Here is a 16,521-nt window from a genome sequence, read left to right on the forward strand (position 1 = left end):
CGATGGCGCGCCGAGCGACCGTCGCGGTCGCCTACGACTGCCTGTTCCCCTACTCCACCGGGGGTGGGGAACGGCAGTATCGCGCGTTCGCCGACGAGCTGGGCGCCGCGGGTCTCGACGTCGACTACCTCACGGCTGTGCAGTGGGACGGCGCGGTGCCGGGCGAGGACAGGTTCCGCGTCATCCCCGTCTGCGGTCGCCTGTCGCTGTACTCCGTCGACGGCGTGCGGCGGATCCCGGCCGCTCTGCGGTACGCCGCGGGACTGTTCGGCGCTCTCCTCCGCCGACGTCGGGCGTACGACGCGGTGATCGTCTCCGGGCTTCCGATCTTCAACGTGTTCGCCGCCCGCCTCGCCCTCCTGGGTTCGCGGACGCGGATCGTCGTGGACTACCTCGAGGTCTGGCACCGGCGCCAGTGGGTCGAGTACTCCGGCGTGGTGACCGGCACCATCGCCTGGCTCCTTCAGCGCGCCGCGATCGCGGTGACCCCCCTGGCCACCTGTCACTCGCAGCTCAGTGCGACGCGGCTGCGCCGCGAAGGTCTGCGCGGCGAGCCGCTGGTGAGCCCCGGGCTGATCGACAGCGCCGTCGAGGCTGCACCGACCGTGTCGGCATCCCGTCCCCCGTACGTTCTGTACGCCGGACGACACATCCCCGACAAGCGTGTGGAGAGCCTCCCCGCCGCCGTGGCCGAAGCCCGTACGTCGATCCCGGACCTGCGCCTGGTCGTCCTCGGGTCCGGCCCGAGCACCGCGACCATTCGCGGTGAGGTGGAGCGCGTGGGCGGCGCGACCTGGACCGACTTCCCGGGCTTCGTCGACGACTCCGAACTCGACGCCCTCATGCACGGAGCCCTCGCGCTGATCAATCCGTCTCGCCGCGAGGGCTACGGTCTCGTCGTGGTGGAGGCCAACGCGCACGGAACCCCCGTCGTGCTCGTCGCCGACGAGGGCAACGCCGCGACAGAACTCATCGACGCCGGCGTGAACGGCGTCGTCGCCCCGACTACCTCCCCCGCCGACCTCGCCCGGGCCATCCGGGTCGTCGCCGACGGCGGCGACGACCTGCGCCGCTCCGCGCGCGCCTGGTACGACGTCGCCGTGGGCACACGCACCATCCGACGCACCGTGGAGGGGATCCTGTCGGCGCTGAAGCTGCCGACCCCCTCCGCCCCGCGGACCATGAAAGAAGACACGCCGTGACCTCTCCCGCCCCGAACGACGCCGTCGAACTGACGATCCTGATGCCCTGCCTGAACGAGGCGGAGACGCTCGAAGTCTGCATCCGCAAGGCGCAGGGGTTCCTCGACCGCAGCGGCATCCGCGGCGAAGTGCTCATCTCCGACAACGGCAGCACCGACGGTTCGCAGGCGATCGCCGAGCGCTGGGGCGCCCGGGTATCGAACGCCCCGCGGCGCGGCTACGGCGCGGCCCTCATCAACGGCATCGAGAACGCCCGCGGCCGGTACATCATCATGGGTGACGCGGACGACAGCTACGACTTCGAGAACCTCGAGCCCTTCGTCGAACGCCTGCGCGCCGGCGCCGACCTCGTCATGGGCAATCGCTTCCGTGGCGGCATCGCCCCGGGTGCGATGCCCCCGCTGCACAAGTACCTGGGAAACCCGGTGCTGTCGTTCATCGGCGAGCTGTTCTTCCGGCCCGGCATCCGTGACTTCCACTGCGGTCTGCGGGGATTCAACCGCGCGCGTATCCGCGACCTCGACCTGCAGACGACGGGCATGGAATTCGCGTCCGAGATGGTCGTGCGCGCTTCGCTCGCTCGCTACCGCATCGAAGAGGTGCCCACGACCCTGAAGAAGGACGGGCGCTCCCGCCCGCCGCACCTGCGCAGCTGGCACGACGGATGGCGGCACTTGCGCTTCCTGCTGCTCTTCGCGCCCCGCTGGCTCTTCGTCTACCCCGGCCTCGTGGCGTTCTTCTTGGGTGCCCTCGCGGTCGGTGTCCTGTCGTTCGGAGGCGTCAACATCGGCGGCGTCGGATTCGACGTCACCACGATGGTCTACGCGAGCGCGCTGAGCGTCATCGGTTTCCAATCCCTCCTCTTCTTCTGGCTGACCAAGCTGTACGCCACGCAGGAGGGCTTCCTCCCGACCAGCGAGAGATACCGACGCATCGTGGCGAAGTGGTCGGCGGAACGGGGACTGCTGATCGGCCTGGGCCTGTTCCTACTGGGCGTGATCATCGGCATCGTGCAGGTGATCCTGTGGGGCAGCCTCGATTTCGGCGAGCAGAACGCGGCGCAGGCGGTGCGTATCGCTGTTCCCAGCGCGCTGCTGATCATCCTCGGCTTCCAGACCGTGATGATGAGCTTCTTCTCCGGCGTGCTCACCACGCCGCGGCGCGAGCAGCGCCCCGAAGCCGTCATCGAGAGCTGATGGCCGCCCGCCGGATTCTCGTCGACCTTCTCGGGTTCACCGGTTCGCGGGGAGGCACCGAGACGTACGTTCGCGAGCTCCTCCCGCGCCTGGCGGTTCTGCTGCCCGAGGTGCGCTTCGCCGCGCTCACGGGACGCGCCGGGACGGAGCGGGTGGAGACGTTCTTCCCCGGGCGCGTGCGGACCCTGCGCGTCGTCGGAGCCGATCCGGCGACGTGGGCGCTGGGGGCGGTGGCGGGCACGGAGCTGATCGCACGCCGCGAGGGCGCGGATCTCGTGTGGGCACCGGCGAACTTCGGACCGGTGTTCCGCGGTGTCCCCCGCGTGGTCACGGTCCACGACGCGATCTACGACGAGGTGCCGGGCGGTCTCGCCCAACGCGCCCAGCGCGGCGTCACCTCGTGGCTGATGCGCCGCTCGGCGCAGACCGCGGACCGCGTCCTGACCGTCTCGCATGCGGCGGCGGACAGCATCCGGCGCAACCTCGGCGTCGACGAGGATCGCATCGCCGTCGTCCACAACGGCAGCGCCGATCCTCGCCCCGTCGACGACTCCGCAGCGCTCCTCGAGCCCCTCGCCCTCCCCCCGGGGCGCCCGGTGGTTCTCAGCGTCGGCAACCGGATGCCGCACAAGAACTTCTCCGGACTGCTGGCGGCGCTGGCATCCCTCCCTCCCGCCTCGCGCCCGGTGACCGTGATCGCCGGTAGCCGGCTGCCCGACCCGCTCGCGGACGACGTCGTGCGCCGGGGGCTCGAGGGCGATGTGATCCTGCCCGGGTGGGTCAGCGACGCGCAGCTGGAAGCGCTGTTCCAGGCCGCCGACCTCTACGTGTGCCCGTCTCTGGTCGAGGGCTTCGGCCTCCCCGTCGTCGATGCGCTGCGTCGCTCGGTGCCGGTGCTGGCGAACGATGTGCCGGTGCTGCGGGAAGTGGGCGGCGACGCCGCTCGCTACGCCGATGCGACGGATGCCACTGCGTTCGGCGCCGCGATCGCCGCCGCGTTGACGAGCCCGCCGGATGCCGCCGCCCGTGAGGCGGCGCGCGCGTGGGCGTCTCGCTTCACCTGGGACGACGCGGCCGAAGCGACCGCGGCGGAGCTCGATCGCACGCTGGCGTTCGGGCGGCGGCGATGAACGCCGCTCCGTCGCTGCGGCGACGTCTTCTCGGCTTCATGCTGCTGCCCGCGATCGCGGCGCTCTCCCCCATCGTCGCGCTGCCCGTCGTGGTGCGCATCGCCGGCGACGCCGGGTGGGCGAGCGCCATCGCCGGGGAGTCCATCGGCACGTTCGCGGCGATCGCGATCGGATGGGGGTGGGCGACGATCGGCCCCGCGCTCATCTCCATCGCCGCGGACGACGACGAACGCGCCCGCCTCTACCGCGAGTCGATCGTCGTGCGTCTGCTGATCGCCGTCGTCGCCCTCCCCGCCCTGGGCGTGATCTGCTGGTTCATCGCGGCCCCCGGCGCGGAGTGGCTGACCATCCTCATGGGGGCTCAGGGCGCGCTGATCGCCCTGTCGTTCACGTGGTTCAGCGCCGGGGTCGGCGACCCTCGTACGATCGTGATCTTCGACGCGGTGCCGCGACTGATCGCCAACGTCGCCGCCGCCGGACTGGTGCTCGTCACCGGGGTCGTCGTGCTCTACCCGCTGGCGGGGATCGCCGTGACCCTCGTCGGCACCGCGATCTTCACGGGCCGCCTGCTGCGGCGGCATCCCGGGCCCTGGCCGGGACGACGCGATCTCCCCCGCCTGCTGCGGAGCACGCTGCCCGTCGCCTTGAACGACGCCGGGCTGAGCGGATACTCCAGCGTGCCGGCACCGGTGGTCACCGTCACCGCGCCCGCCTCCGCCGCCGCCGGCTACGCCACGGCCGACAAGATGCTCAAGCTCGGGCAGTTCATCCCTATGACGCTCGCCAACGCGCTGCAGAGTTGGATCGGCGAAGCGCACGGCGCGCACCGCGGACGCCGCATGGGCATCGCGCTGCTCCTCGCCGCCGGGACGGGGCTGCTCGGCTGGGCCGGTCTCGCCCTCGTCGGCCCGTGGCTCACGAGCGCGTATCTCGGAGCGGCCGCCGGAGCGCCCTTCGACATCCTGCTCGTGATGGGTCTGGTGTTCTTCTTCTTCTCGGTGCGCACCGCCGTCGCCCGACTCATTCTCTTCCCGGCGGGGCAGGCCGGCGCCGTGATGCGCGCCACCCTCATCGCCACGGCCCTCGGTATTCCGCTCATGATCGGCCTCGGCATCGCCTGGGGACCGGTGGGAGCAGCCCTGGGGTATGCCTTCACCGAGGGCGCGGCGACGCTGTTGCTGACGCGCCGGTGCTTCCGCGTGCTGCGCGATCTGCGACATGCCCCGACCGAGGTTCCGTCGTGACCGCCCGCAGCGCTCGGCCCACGACGTCCAGGAAGGACGACACCATGAAGGTCGCGATCAACGGGCGGTTCCTGCTCGATGCGTTCGGCGGCGTCCTGCGCGTCGGTGTGGAGCTGACGCGGCAGCTGGCGCAGAGACGGTCGGACGTCGTGCTGCTCATCCCGGCCGCCGCCGTGGACCGGGTCCCCGAGGGTGTGCCGTTCGAGGTCGTCGGGAGCGCGAAAGGAGCGCTCTGGGAGCAGGTCGATCTCCCCCGATGGCTGCGGCGCCACGGGAGCCCCCTGCTGCTGAACCTCGCCAACATCGCCCCGATGACCTATCGGAACCAGATCACGGTGGTGCACGACATCGCCCCTGCGCTGCGGCCGCAGGACTTCAGCTTCCTGTTCCGCGTGCAGTGGAAGCTGGCGGTGCGACTGGGGATGCGTAGACGGGGCCAGGGGATCGCGACAGTGAGCCGGGCCTCACGGGGCGAGATCGCCGCGCAGTTCGGTGTGGAGCCCCGGACCATCGATGTCGTCCACCTGGGCGCCGACACCCTTCCCGCCCCTGCGCCGGAGCCCGCGGCGGCCGAGCGCGCCACGTTCGTGACGTTCGGTCGCCACGGCACCGCCAAGAACGCCCGCGCGGTGATAGATGCGCTCGCGCTCGTCCCCTCCGACGTCGACCTCGAGGTGCACTACGTCGGAGACCTCGACCCCGAGCTCCTGCCCTACGCCGAGAGCAAAGACATCGCGCCGGACCGTCTGCGTTGGCGCGGCCGGGTCAGCGACGAGGAGCTCGCCGAGGCTTTCGTGACCGCGTCGGCGTTCGTCTGGCCGTCGCTGCACGAGGGCTTCGGCCTCCCTCCGCTGGAGGCGCAGCGGCTGGGCACACCGGTCCTGGCATCCGACATCCCGATCAACCGCGAGATCCTCGGCGACTCGGCGCGGTACTTTCCGGCGACGGATGCCACGGCCCTGGCGACGCTGATGACCGAGCTCGCTCGCGACTCCGAGCTTCGGGCGGACCTCTCCCGCCGCAGCATCGCGAACGCGGAGGAGTTCACGTGGGCTCGGACGGCCGAGCGGTGGAACGCCCTCATCGACGCCCGTCTGGGCGGAACGGCCCATCCGGCGAGCTGATTCCGCCGCGGGGGCGCCGCCGGGGCACAATCGAGGGGTGAACATCGGCTTCGTCGTGACGACCCTGGGGCGCCTCGACCCCCTCCGCGCTCTCCTGGCCTCGCTCGAGGGCCAGCTGCGGGACGGCGATCACGTCGTCCTCGTCGCACAAGGGGCGCAGGACGATGTCGCCGCCCTCGCGGCCGAGTTCTCCGGCCGCGGTGTCCCCGTGACCGCGACCACCTCGGGTCGCGGAGCCTCCCTCGGACGCAACACCGGTGTGGCCGCTCTGCCGCCGGGCGAGGCGGTGGTGACGTTCCCGAACGACAACACCACCTATCCGGCCGGGACGGTCCAGGCCCTGCACGCCGCGGTGGACGACCCGGCGTTCCTCGCGGGCGGCTTCACGTCATGGGACGAGCGCGGCCCGAAGACCACGCTGCCCGCCCCGGGCACCCCGCTCGACAAGTACAACGTGTGGGCGGTCATCGAGATGGGCATCCTGATGCGGCGTTCGCTCTTCGACGCGGTCGGCGGTTTCGACGAGAATCTCGGTCCCGGATCGGCGACACCGTGGCAGGTGGCCGAAGGCACCGACCTGCTGCTGCGGGCGATGGCGCACGAGCCGCGCTTGCTCACCGAGTTCCGGTGGCTCCCCGCCGACGTTCACGTCGACGGAATCTCCACGGGATTCGGGCTCTCCGACACCGAGCGTCGCCGGAAGCTCCGCGCCTACGGGCGCGGCACGGGTCGCGCGTTCGCGGTCCACGGCTACCCGCTGTGGTGGCGCGTCGCCTTCACCGGGGCCGGCCTGCTCTACGGTGTGCGCAACCCCAAGCCGATCACGCTCGCCGACGGCTGGCCCATGTTCCTCGGTCGCCTCGAGGGCGCGCTCGGACGCACTTTCGGCCAGGCACGCATGGTGTCGACGACGCGCTGACCACCGCAGGGCCGCGGAGGTGCCGCTGGTAGGCTACGGAAGTGTCTTCGAGAGTTCTGATCACCGGCGGTGCCGGCTTCATCGGGTCCCACCTTTCCGAGCGTCTGCTCGACGAGGGCCATGAGGTCATCTGCGTCGACAACTTCTTCACCGGTTCGCGTCGCAACGTCGAGCACCTGTTCGGCAACCCGCGTTTCGAGCTTCTGCGCCACGACGTGACGTTCCCCCTCTACGTCGAGGTCGACCAGATCTACAACCTCGCCTGCCCCGCCTCGCCCGTGCACTACCAGCACGACCCGGTGCAGACCACGAAGACCAGCGTCATGGGTGCCATCAACATGCTGGGCCTCGCCAAGCGTCTGCGCGTGCCCATCCTGCAGGCGTCGACCTCCGAGGTCTACGGCGACCCCGCCGTGCACCCCCAGACCGAGGACTACTGGGGCAACGTCAACCCGATCGGCACGCGTTCCTGCTACGACGAGGGCAAGCGCGCCGCCGAGACGCTGTTCTTCGACTACCGCCGCCAACACGACCTGTCGATCAAGGTCATCCGGATCTTCAACACCTACGGTCCGCGCATGCACCCCAACGACGGCCGGGTCGTGTCGAACTTCATCGTGCAGGCGCTGCGCGGCGAGCCCATCACGATCTACGGCGACGGCTCGCAGACCCGCTCGTTCTGCTTCGTCGACGACCTCGTCGATGGCATGGTGCGCTTGATGAACACGGACCACGAAGTCACCGGTCCCGTCAACGTCGGCAACCCCGGTGAGTTCACCATGCTCGAGCTGGCGAACGCGGTGCTGGAGATCACGGGCAGCTCCTCCGAGATCGAGCACCGCCCCCTGCCCCAGGACGACCCCAAGCAGCGTCAGCCCAACATCGACCTCGCCCGCCGCGAGCTCGGCTGGGAGCCGACGGTCGCGCTGCGCCCGGGCCTGGAGCGCACGATCGAGTACTTCCGCGGAGTCCTCGCCACCGCCTGAGACGGCACCGGACACCTGGCGACCCGCCGGAGACACCATGCTTCAGACCGCGCGTTCCCTGTGGCGATCGGCCCGCGATCAGCCGGCCGTCCGTCCTCTGGTCGCGCGGCTGGACAGGCTCTGGTGGGCCCGCGCGATCGCTCGCGCCGACATCGTCGATCTCGACTACGTGCGCGCTCAGACCGGACGCCGCCTCACCGCGAACGTGGCGATCTGGCGGTACGTGTCCGGCGGCTACCGGCGCGGATTCCGCCTGAATCCGCTGTTCGTCGATACAGCCGTGGGCGATCATCTGCCCGAAGCCTGGCGAGTGCCGGCGCTCTACGCGTACGTCGTCGCCGACCCGCGGGGCCTTCAGGTGAGCCCGCTCTGGGATGCCGTGGCCTACGGCGAGCGGCATCCGGATGCCTGGGACGTTCCCGGTGGGCCCGTCGCCCACGCGTGGCATCGACGCGAGGAGAGATCGCTGCCATTCGGGCCCGACGCCGCCCCCTGCGCCGCGCCGTGGGACGAGTTGTCCCGCGTGATCGCCGAGGCCGCGCACCGGGCGCGCGTCGGCGGCGAGGTGGCGGCCGCCGCCGGTCGCGTCGAGCTCCGGCGCGAAATGCTCGTGGCCCTGGGCCCGGGCGAGTGGGACTTCGACGAGTCGATCGCCGAGGCCGTCGCGTTCGCGGCTGAGCCCGGCCAAGGGGCGGCGATCGCCGTTCTCGACGATCGTGCCGAGGATTGGACGCTGGCCCGGATCGCTGCGGCGTCGACGGATCGCATCCGTGTCAGTCGTCGCCGTGACGACGACGCGCCGAAGGCGCTCGACGAACTCCGCCGGACGTCGAGGGCGGAGATCCTGGTCGTGCGGGGGCCGAATCAGACGCTCACAGCCGTCGATGCGGCGCTGCTCGCCGAACGGGTCGAGCGCGGGGAGCGAGGGATGATGCTCGCCCCCGTGTGGATCGACGGCGACGGCACGATCGCCGCGGCCGGAGCCACCTCGGAAGGACGCTTCCTTGCCGGCCACCCCGTCGAGGACCTCGCTCCGCTCCGCGAACACGGAGGAGCGCTGTCGGTCCCGGCGCTCGGTGGGTCCACTTTCGCCGCGCGCAGAGACGACATCGTCCGAGAGCTGAGGGGGCCGGATGCCGCAGCGGCGGTGTCGGCGCAGACGACGGCCGAAGTCGCGCTCGACCTTTTCAGCCGCACCCGTTCGGCCGCGCCACCCGCGGAGCTGCCGACGATCGCGACCGACTCAGACGCCCTGCTGCGCCGCGCCGGCTGGGAGCGCGCGGACGAAGGTCCCGCGCCACGCGTGCGTCGTCCATCGCGCGAGACGATTCTGCCCGACGGTTCGCGTGTCCCGATCCTCCGCTGGGCACTGCGCACGGCCATTCCCGTGGGTCCTCGTGCCGAGGGGTGGGGCGACACCCACTTCGCGCGAGCCCTCGCCGACGCCCTGCGCCGCCTGGGACAGGAAGTCGTGATCGATGCCTACGCCGCCCGCGAGCGCGGCACCCGTCACCTCGATGACGTCACTGTGGCATTGCGGGGTCCGGAGCCGTTGGCTGCATCTCCGTTCGGCGTGTCCCTGCTGTGGATCATCAGCCACCCCGACCAGATCGGACGCGACGATGTCGACGGTTTCGACGCCGTCTTCGCCGCCTCCGCTCCGTGGGCGCGGAGGGCCGAACTCGAGCTCGGAGTTCCCATCGCTCCTCTGCTCCAGTGCACCGACATCACGCGGTTCCACCCATCCGGAGCCGCGCGCGGCAGCGACATCCTCTTCGTCGGCACCGCACGAGGCATCCTGCGTCCGTCTGTCGTGGAGCCCATCCGCGCCGGCATCCCGGTCACCGTGATCGGACCGGATTGGCGCGGGTGGATCCCCGCCGAGCGCATCGCGGCCACCGGTGTCGACAACGCCGAGCTGCCCGGGCTGTACGAGCGCGCCGCCGTCGTCCTGAACGACCACTGGCCGGCGATGCAGGAACGTGGCTTCATCGGCAACCGTCTCTTCGACGTCGTGGCCGCGGGTGGCCGGGCCATCAGCGACCGTGTCGAAGGGATCGACGAGCTCTTCGGCGGCGCAGTGCGCACCTACGGCACGATCGCCGAACTCACCGAGCTGCTGTCCGGGGACCTGGACGCCGTCTTTCCGGGAACGGGCGAGATGGCCGCCGCGGGCGCTCGTGTCCGCGATCAGCATTCATTCGACGCGCGCGCCCGGACGTTGCTCGACACGGCACTGCGGTCACGCTGAGCCGCTCACAGAGGATCAGCGGAAACGAACTTCGGCGGGAACCGATCCGAGCGAATCCGAGCGTCCGTGAACCGTGAACTCGGCACCCTGCATGAGCGCATGCGACGTCGACTCACTGATCCCGTGCAGGTTGGCGTTCACCCAGTAGCTGCCGGGGTTGAACCGAGCGCCGTCCACGTCGATCTCGACCGTCAGCTCCTGGCCGGCGCGCAAGGACGGCAAGGACGAGCCGAGCATGCTCGTGTTCGAGGCCAATGCAAGGGCGCCGGACGCCGTGTCGATACTGAACCCGAGAGCCCACGTATCCAACGCCCGCGCGGCGCGCACGGTGACAGCGACGCGGAAGGACTCGCCGGTCTGGAAGTCGTTGGACCGGCTTCCGTCGGCGGCACGCACGTCGACGGACGCGATCTCGGCTGCCCGAGAAACCTGCTCGGGGCGGGCGGAGACCGCACCCGAGCTCGCTTCGAGAAGTTCCCGGAACCGTTCTACGGCGGCCTCGGCAAGGCCGTCGAAAGCGACACGACCCTTGTCCATGAGGATGACGCGATCGCAGAGCTCTTCGATCTGATCGAGTGCGTGCGAGACGATGATGATGGTCCGTCCCTGGCGCTGGAACTCCTTGATCTTGTCCAGGCACTTGCGCTGGAACTGCTCGTCTCCGACGGCCAGAACCTCATCGACGAGCAGGATGTCGGGATCGGTGTGCACAGCGATGGCGAACGCCAGACGCACGAACATCCCCGACGAATAGAACTTCACTTGCGTGTCGATGAAGTCGCCGACCCCGGAGAAGTCCAAGATCGCGTCGAAGCTCGCTCGCGTCTCCTCCCTGCTCAGACCCAGCACCGACGCGTTCAGGTAGACATTCTCACGGCCCGTGAGGTCCGGGTGGAACCCGGCGCCGAGCTCGATGAGAGCCGCCACCCGCCCGCGCTGGAGCACCGTGCCCGACGTCGGTTGGATGATGCCGCCGATCACCTTCAACAACGTGCTCTTGCCGGAGCCGTTGTGTCCGATGAGGCCGATCGTGTTTCCCGCTCGGATGTCGAGGCTGACGTCGCTGAGCGCCCAGAAGTTCTGACGGTGTCGACGCCCGGCGCGACCGAGGGTGACGATGCGCTCCTTGATGGACGTGTCCTTGCGCACGACGAAACGCTTCGAGACGTCCTCGAGGATCACGACCTCGGGCCGTGCGGTTACAGGTGTGGTGTCGAAGGACATGACGCTCACAGTTCCTGGGCGAAGTTGCCCTGCAGACGCACGAAGACTCGATGGCTGAGCACGAGCAGCACGACCCCGATAAGCAGCGCGATCGCCATCCGGAGCACGAGATGCGCCGGCTGAGCAAGCGTGTCCCCCGCGACCCAGAACGCGCGCTGGAATCCGAGCACCGCCAGCGTCAACGGATTGTTCGTGTACACCTCGAGCAGAACCGGGTTGGCGATGATCTGACTTGCCATCTGCCAGGCGTACAGCACGGGCGAGAGCCACAGCAGCAGCATCGTCACCACCTCGACCAAGTACTGCACGTCACGGAGGTAGACGTTGACAGCAGAGAAGAACAGGGCGAACGCGACACCGTAGACGAGGATGATGGCGAGAGACGGCAGCGCATACACGATCTCCCAGTGCAACGGCGGCTTCCCGGCGATCAGGGTCGCGACGAGCAGAACGGCTAGCTGGATGCCGAAGTTGAAGACCGCGGAGCCGGCGGCAGCGAGCGGGAAGATCTCGCGCGGCATGTAAACCTTCTTCACGACGCCGCCGTTGGCGATGATCGATCCGGTGCCTCCGACGGCGATCTCCTGAAACAGGCTCATCGCGGTCAACCCCGTGAAGATGAAGATCGCGAAGTCGGGGATGCCTCGCGCGGCCCCCAGGAACTGACCCAGAACCACGAAATAGATCGCGAGCAGGATGAGCGGTCGAATCAGCGCCCAGACGAACCCGAGGGCCGAGTCCTTGTAGCGGGCCTTGATGTCACGCTTGACCAGAAGGTCGAGCATTTCTCGGCGGGCGAAGATGTCGCGCAACGTCGTCCAGAGCGACGCGAACCCCAAACCGGGGGTGACGCCGACGGACCGCATCGGCATCGCCGCGAGCCGCGCGAAACGCGCGTTCTCCGCGGAAAATGATGGATTGGGCATGAGCACTGATTCTACTGTCGGGTTCCTGCGGGACACCTGCATTCAGCGGCGACGCAGGCGCCGTCGAACACGCCAGGCGGCACCTCTTGCCCTTTCGGTTCGCGCGAACAGGCGTTCGACGCTGTCGGCGATCTCCGGACGATGAAGACGCACCCACACGTCCACGAAGTCGCGGAACCGCCCCCACCCGATGTATCCGGCCCGGCGCAGGAAATCGATCTGATGCTGAGTGTCTTCGGGCATCGTGGCCGACATCTGGTCGAGGTTGTAGTCCCAGGCCGTGTAGCTCTTCGAGAGGTAGTCGGGCGTTGCAATGGTGATGGAGTGATACCCCAGCTCCGCGGCGGCGTACACCGGCATCCTCTCGAGGACGTGGGCGAGCCCACCGTCGACGTACGCCTCAGCGCCGCCGAACTCTTCGTAGGTCCACTCCCGTTCCACCAGCAGCCGCAACGCCTCCGGTCGCGCGAAGAACATCGAGCCGAAGGGAGCGAGGGGCGAGACTTCGTCGAGGGGAACACGGATGCCGAGCTCCGCACACAACTTCTCGACACCGGGGCGGTTGGCCCACCATCCATGTCCCATCGTCGGATGCCCGAGATGCACGGTCGGAGGGAACGCCAGGCCGAGCCCAGGGCGCTTCTGGAACAGCGCCACGACGTTTGCAGCCTCGTGCGGACCGGCGAGCAGATTTCCGAATTGGTGGCGACGGAAGTGGCGGCCGACGTTCGCGCCCCCCTGGGGGGTCTTCTTGGAGTGGATCTTCACGATGAGGTCGTAATCGTCCGACAGCAAGACATCCCGGCATCCGATGAGGAAAGCGGCCTGGTCGCGCCCGTTGTTCGAGGCGACCACACGCACTTCGGTTCGGCCGCGGTGCGCCCGCTCAGCGATGATCCGCTCGATCTGCCCGGCGCGGTCGCCATCCGGCGTCGTGATGAACACGTCGATATCTCCTGGCAGATACCCGGCGCGGTCGAGGATCTCGTCAGTCATCTCGACGTAGAAGACATGCGCGAACACCGCCGTACGGAGCGGCGCGGACGGGTCGTACGCATCGTCGGTCGGCGAGAGAACCCGCATCAAAGCAGCATCCGCGTTGAGCACGCGCGGCTCGACGTTGCGGGCGAGGTCCTCGAAGATCATCTCGACGGGATAGCCGCTCCGTTCCACCGCTTCGAGGGTCCACTTTCCGACGACCGCGACCCGGTCGAGGAATGGCGGCCACTGGAAGAACGGCCGGCGTTTGAGCGTCGGACACCCCGCCTCGATGAGCTGCTCGGCATAGAGGACGGCGTGATTCTCGATCTTGTCGGTGAGCGTCGGGAACGCGACCTCGCCTGAGAACCCCTGAGTAGTGAAATGCTGCGTGAAAATGCCCTCGTGCTTGGTGACCGCGTCCGAGTACGTGCTCATGTGCGGGAGGTCACGCCAGTATTCCGCCCATTCTGGAGACTCGAACATCTCACGGCGGACAGCCACCCAGTACGACTGGAGATGGTAGGGCAGATACTCCTGCTCCTGTGTGAACGGGTGAGGCTCCACGCGGAGGTGATCGGTCATGCCCCAGAAGTGGAGTGCATGTCCGTCCATCCGCTCGAAGATGGGGCGGAAGGGCCGGATCGGCCCGAACCACGTGTCATTGACCAGGAGCAGCTCATCGAACTCCGAAACGCGGTCGCCAACGGCGTCGAGTCCGTGCTTGTAGCCCCAAATGTCGTACCCCTCGTTGGGGCGCTCGAGCACCTGGTCGGCCACATCGACCAATCGGGCGCGGCCGGTTTCCGCCAGAGGTCCATTGGATACGACGACGATCTCGTCGCAGAACTCGCGGAGGCGCTCCAACGCGTAGACCACGAAATCTCCGACCTCCCCCCGCCGATCGAAGACGACGTAGATGAGAAGACGTCGACCGTCAGCGGGGAAAACGTTCGCCGGTCGCGTCCAGTCACCGATCAGCTCTGCTGTCTTCACGTGGCGGCCTCCCGCTCGTTCTCGTCTCGCTTCGGACTGAAACGCCGGGCGACTCGTCGCCCTGCCGACAGGATGCGGTGGGCACGGAGGGCCGCGCGGTATGCCGGGCGGATGGCGTTCGCCAGCCCGGGATGGTTCGTTCGCACGTACATCCGCACGAGCGCGACCGTTCCGCCGTAACCCGTGTAGCCCGCACGATGCAGAAACCGGATCTGTTCCACCGGCCACCCGCGGGTGGTCGAGAACAGTTGGTCGACCTTGAACTCCAGCGCGGTGTAGCTGATCTCGGCGTGGGCGAAGTTCAGCACGGTCCGGCAGTAGTAGCCCATCTGCCCCGCGGCGGCGCTGATCACGCGCTCCTGCAGGTGGGCGAGGTGCCCGAACCGGCGCTCGGACCGCCAACCGTAATCGGCGAACGTCCATCGATGCGCCGTCAGGGAGCGGAACGCTGCCGGGCGACCGACCCACATCCCGCCATAGGGCCCCAGAGGGGAGATCATGTCCAGGGGCACTCGGATGCCGAGCTGCGCACACAAGCGCTCGGCCTGCCGCTGCAGCATCGCCCACCCCCGACCCATAGTGGAGTAGCCGATGTGGATCATGGGCGGGAAGACGACCCCGAGCCTCGGTTCATGCTCGAACAACCCGAGGATGTTCCGCACGTAGCCTGGGCTGCTCAGCAGGTTGTCGAACTGGTACCGCCGGAAGTAGCGCAGACGGTTCATCGTCTTCCAGGGAGCTCGCCGCAGGTGAAGCTTGAAGACCAGGTCATAACGGTCGGACTGGATGACATCACGGCATCCGACGAAGAAATCCGCCATGTCGCGTCCCGGACTCTGAGGAGTCACCCGCAGCTCGTAGGTGTGGCCGGTGGACGCGGCCCAGGCCTCGAGCACCCGTTCCAGGCGGGCCGCGGTGACACCCTCCGTCGTCGTGACGAAGACCGAGGCTCCTCGCGGCAGGAACTGCAGACGCCGCAGTATCTCGTCCACTTCGTCGGGGTCGCTGATGTGAACAACGGCCGCCAGCGAGAGGCTCGAGCCGCCGTCCCCGTCGATCGCCTCTTCCGGCAGGACCGAGAGCAGCCCGAGATTGGTGTTGAGCGCCTTGGGCGGCATGCACGTGGCAAGACTTCCTCGCAGCGCGTCCAGCGGGTAGCCGCGCTCGGCCATCATGTCGGCGATCTCGCTGCCGAGAATGGCGTACCGATCGAGGAACGGCGGGTAGCTGGTGAACACGGCCCGATCAACGAAAGGGACGCCCAATTCGAGGAGGTCCTCGGGAACGAAGAGGGCGGGATCGTGCGGATGGAGACCTGTCGTATCGAATGCCCGTCGGTGCCGGAAGCCCGCACCCACCGCCATCTCTACCAGGGTGCGCTCGCGGTCGTGCGAGGTACCCGACTGCCACCAGCGCTCCCAGAAGACACTGTCGAGCAGCGTTCGTCTCACCGCAGTGAACAACCACGGGCGATCGAGAGGGACCGGGAAGCCCTCATCCGGGAATGACTCGCGCTCCGGGGGCGGTGGGACGATGTCCCATACGTCGACATCAGGAGAGGCCATTCGTGCGAGCAGGGGTTCGAGGTCGGCCACGGGACCGAACCAGGAGTCCCCCGTGAACACGACCTCGGCCACGTCGGGGGCAGACCGTTGCACGCTCTCCCAGCCGCGGAGGTACGACTCCGAGGAGAACTCCTCACCGGGCGCCTCGACGATGTGGTCGACGAGCCCCTCGAGGGCTGCGCGAACGGGAGCGGGGACGGGGCCGGGGTGTACGACCACCGTCACGGCTGCGATTCCGCGCAATGCCTGAAGCGCCAGCACGGTGGTCTCCTCGACACGGCCTGTGGCGCGAGCACCGAAGACGACCGCCCGCTGCTCGACGTCCATGCGAGGCGCCTCCCGTCCGTCAGCGTGCGGCGGCATGCTCGAGGGCGCTCAGGAGGTAGCTTCCGTAGCCGCTCTTGACGAGAGGCTCGGCGCGTTGGCGGAGTTCGTCGTCGGTGAGGAAGCCCATGCGCCAGGCGACTTCTTCGGGGCAGCCGATGGACAGGCCCTGCCGTTTTTCGACGGTGCGGATGAATTCGGTGGCTTCGCTGAGGGAGTCGAAGGTTCCGGTGTCCAGCCACGCGGTGCCACGCGGGAGGATTTCGACGCGGAGGCGACCTTGTTCGAGGTAGGTGCGGTTGACGTCGGTGATCTCCAGTTCGCCGCGCGGGGAGGGTTTCAGGGAGCGGGCGATGTCGATCACGTCGTTGTCGTAGAAGTACAGGCCCGGGACGGCGAAAGAGCTCTTGGGGTGTTCGGGCTTCTCTTCGAGGGAGATGACGCGACCGTCGGCGT

Annotated in this window: 13 protein-coding genes; 8 read left to right on the forward strand and 5 right to left on the reverse strand. The window is 68.7% G+C overall.

Annotation, left to right across the window (positions count from 1 at the left end):
* Positions 1 to 2: 2 nt before the first annotated feature.
* Genes MHY30_RS11475 through MHY30_RS11510 form a run of 8 tightly spaced genes read left to right on the forward strand, consistent with a single transcriptional unit; the run spans position 3 to position 10,052 of the window.
* Entirely contained in the window at positions 3 to 1,202 is a 1,200-nt protein-coding gene (locus tag MHY30_RS11475; RefSeq protein ID WP_239277054.1) for a glycosyltransferase family 4 protein, read from the forward strand.
* A complete protein-coding gene (locus MHY30_RS11480) occupies positions 1,199 to 2,398 on the forward strand; it encodes a glycosyltransferase family 2 protein (RefSeq protein WP_239277055.1) in 1,200 nt (399 codons plus the stop codon). The genes MHY30_RS11475 and MHY30_RS11480 overlap by 4 nt, the downstream gene beginning before the upstream one ends.
* Positions 2,398 to 3,528 (forward strand): glycosyltransferase family 1 protein, encoded by a 1,131-nt coding sequence (locus tag MHY30_RS11485; RefSeq protein WP_239277056.1) that lies wholly within the window; start codon positions 2,398 to 2,400, stop codon positions 3,526 to 3,528. The genes MHY30_RS11480 and MHY30_RS11485 overlap by 1 nt, the downstream gene beginning before the upstream one ends.
* On the forward strand, positions 3,525 to 4,772 hold the full coding sequence (locus MHY30_RS11490; protein ID WP_239277057.1) for a lipopolysaccharide biosynthesis protein: 1,248 nt from the start codon (positions 3,525 to 3,527) through the stop codon (positions 4,770 to 4,772). Before MHY30_RS11485 ends, MHY30_RS11490 begins: the two co-directional genes overlap by 4 nt.
* 44 nt (positions 4,773 to 4,816) lie before the next feature.
* Entirely contained in the window at positions 4,817 to 5,896 is a 1,080-nt protein-coding gene (locus MHY30_RS11495) for a glycosyltransferase family 1 protein (RefSeq protein WP_239277058.1), read from the forward strand.
* A 37-nt stretch (positions 5,897 to 5,933) separates the two neighbouring features.
* Positions 5,934 to 6,815, forward strand: a complete 882-nt coding sequence (locus MHY30_RS11500; protein WP_239277059.1) for a glycosyltransferase family 2 protein — start codon at positions 5,934 to 5,936, stop codon at positions 6,813 to 6,815.
* 41 nt (positions 6,816 to 6,856) lie between these two features.
* The gene (locus MHY30_RS11505) at positions 6,857 to 7,801 is read left to right on the forward strand and encodes a UDP-glucuronic acid decarboxylase family protein (protein WP_239277060.1); all 945 of its coding nucleotides are present in this window, start codon (positions 6,857 to 6,859) and stop codon (positions 7,799 to 7,801) included.
* A 37-nt stretch (positions 7,802 to 7,838) separates the two neighbouring features.
* Positions 7,839 to 10,052, forward strand: a complete 2,214-nt coding sequence (locus tag MHY30_RS11510) for a glycosyltransferase (RefSeq protein ID WP_239277061.1) — start codon at positions 7,839 to 7,841, stop codon at positions 10,050 to 10,052.
* A 15-nt stretch (positions 10,053 to 10,067) separates the two neighbouring features.
* Here MHY30_RS11510 and MHY30_RS11515 read toward each other — a convergent pair whose 3' ends face one another.
* The 5 genes from MHY30_RS11515 to MHY30_RS11535 form a co-directional block, all read right to left on the reverse strand.
* Entirely contained in the window at positions 10,068 to 11,276 is a 1,209-nt protein-coding gene (locus MHY30_RS11515; protein ID WP_239277062.1) for an ABC transporter ATP-binding protein, read from the reverse strand.
* 5 nt (positions 11,277 to 11,281) lie between these two features.
* The gene (locus tag MHY30_RS11520) at positions 11,282 to 12,202 is read right to left on the reverse strand and encodes an ABC transporter permease (protein ID WP_239277063.1); all 921 of its coding nucleotides are present in this window, start codon (positions 12,200 to 12,202) and stop codon (positions 11,282 to 11,284) included.
* Between the two features lie 42 nt (positions 12,203 to 12,244).
* A complete protein-coding gene (locus MHY30_RS11525; protein WP_239277064.1) occupies positions 12,245 to 14,176 on the reverse strand; it encodes a rhamnan synthesis F family protein in 1,932 nt (643 codons plus the stop codon).
* Positions 14,173 to 16,068, reverse strand: a complete 1,896-nt coding sequence (locus MHY30_RS11530; RefSeq protein ID WP_239277065.1) for a rhamnan synthesis F family protein — start codon at positions 16,066 to 16,068, stop codon at positions 14,173 to 14,175. The genes MHY30_RS11525 and MHY30_RS11530 overlap by 4 nt, the downstream gene beginning before the upstream one ends.
* 19 nt (positions 16,069 to 16,087) lie before the next feature.
* On the reverse strand, positions 16,088 to 16,521 hold a 434-nt coding region (locus MHY30_RS11535), incomplete at its 5' end, for a sugar nucleotidyltransferase (protein ID WP_275438359.1).

This window comes from Microbacterium sp. ACRRU, from assembly GCF_022346945.1.
GTDB lineage: Bacteria > Actinomycetota > Actinomycetes > Actinomycetales > Microbacteriaceae > Microbacterium > Microbacterium mcarthurae.